Source organism: Mesorhizobium sp. CA5, assembly GCF_020165105.1.
Taxonomy (GTDB): Bacteria; Pseudomonadota; Alphaproteobacteria; order Rhizobiales; family Rhizobiaceae; genus Mesorhizobium.
In genome coordinates, this window is record NZ_JAIUHJ010000046.1 from 1 (window position 1) to 1,446 (window position 1,446).

The following is a 1,446-nucleotide window of genomic DNA, read 5'->3' on the forward strand; positions in this document are numbered from 1 at the left end:
AGCAGAGGGCAGACCTAGAAGCAAACTTCTTCGTCGCCAGCGGCGCACCGCCCTCGTTCGTGGGCCGTATATAGTCGCCGCCCGACCAAACTGTCAACAGGCTAGATCGCTCTTTTTTCGATTTCTCGTGGAGATATCCACGAAGGCAAAATTCGTAAGCTGGCTTGGTTGAATTTTGGCCGGCGCTTCCGTTGCGGCGATACCCGTCACAGCCGCTTCGTCGGGTGAATGCGGTCGCCCTAAAGCAGCCGCCAGCACTTAGCCGAATGTCGATCGTCGCGGCCCTTTGACCCGCGGTTCAGAGCCTTTCTTCCAGCAACTCGGGCGTGATGTTCCGGCCTGCGTAGAGGATGCCCAGGATCAGCACGCGCTCGCCGTCGATAGCGAAAACGATACTGACCGCGCGACGATACCCAATGATCCGCAGCCCGGCATGATCTCCACCCGCTCGGTGCCGCGCTGCGGAAATGTCGACAGGCCAAGACAGAGATCGCGGATGCCCACAACAAAATCTCAGGCAATCGCCGGCGATGCACGCTCGGCTATATCGTCATAGAGTTGCTCGAGTTCGGCTTCCGCTTTCGGATGGAAGACAATCCGGCACTCCATTTCCTACTTGGCTTTCGCCTGCCGTGCGCGATGACGGAGCTCCAGCCGAGAAAACACCGTTTCGCCGGGAATAGCTTTTGCCGGATCCTGCTGGAGCTCGGCCCCGCGCGACGGGATTTCCTCACGCAGCCACTTCTCACGCTCCGCCTCAAAATCCTCGAGCATGCGCAGACCGGCGCGGACAACCTCGCTGGCATTGTTGTAGCGGCCCGATTCGAGCTGCTTTCTGATGAAGCGCTCATAGTGCTCGTTCAAAGCGAAGTTGGGCATCGAGGCGTCCTCCGGAAAATATGGGGTCGGGCGGGAGGTATAGCAATAGATAGCAGTAATTGTCAGTTTGGTTGATTCGATTTCCAATTCGCTCGTCGCGATTCGGTGAAGGCCCAACAGTACCCGAATCGGCAGAGATCAAAATTTCGGGTCGATACGCCGGCGCCGATCGAGGATCGCTAGGCGGCCGATTCCACGACCTCTGCGCCATTTCGAGGCAGCTGAGACGCGGAAGCCGGCTGAGTTTAAAACTCAACCGGCTAATATTATTTCGTGCGTGGTTGCACGCCGATCCCTGAGTGCGCTGCCACGCTCACTTTGACGTCCTCGTCGCCCGCGGTTCATGATTCCAGCTAGCGAGCAGCGCCATGACGAGCGCGCCGATGCGGGTCGATGTTGGTTGAATGATTCGGTCTGGGAGAGCCTGACCTTCGTGTCCGTCCTGCGATCACAAACGCAAACGGCCCGCGAGGAGCGGGCCGTTTTTTGTTTGGTTGCGGGGACAGGATTTGAACCTGTGACCTTCAGGTTATGAGCCTGACGAGCTACCGGGCTGCTCCACCCCGC

At 58.6% G+C, this 1,446-nt stretch carries 1 protein-coding gene and 1 pseudogene; both read right to left on the reverse strand.

Annotated elements, in window-relative coordinates:
* Positions 1-298 precede the first annotated feature (298 nt).
* A pseudogene (locus LB529_RS28910) lies at positions 299-609 on the reverse strand (type II toxin-antitoxin system RelE/ParE family toxin).
* A gap of 3 nt (positions 610-612) precedes the next feature.
* Positions 613-879 (reverse strand): type II toxin-antitoxin system ParD family antitoxin, encoded by a 267-nt coding sequence (locus tag LB529_RS28915; RefSeq protein WP_224712975.1) that lies wholly within the window; start codon positions 877-879, stop codon positions 613-615.
* Positions 880-1,446 lie beyond the last annotated feature (567 nt).

What these genes read in the sequence shown, in the direction of transcription:
- LB529_RS28915 (WP_224712975.1), bottom strand. Translation starts at nt 879, where the DNA reads ATGCCCAACTTCGCTTTGAACGAGCACTATGAGCGCTTCATCAGAAAG.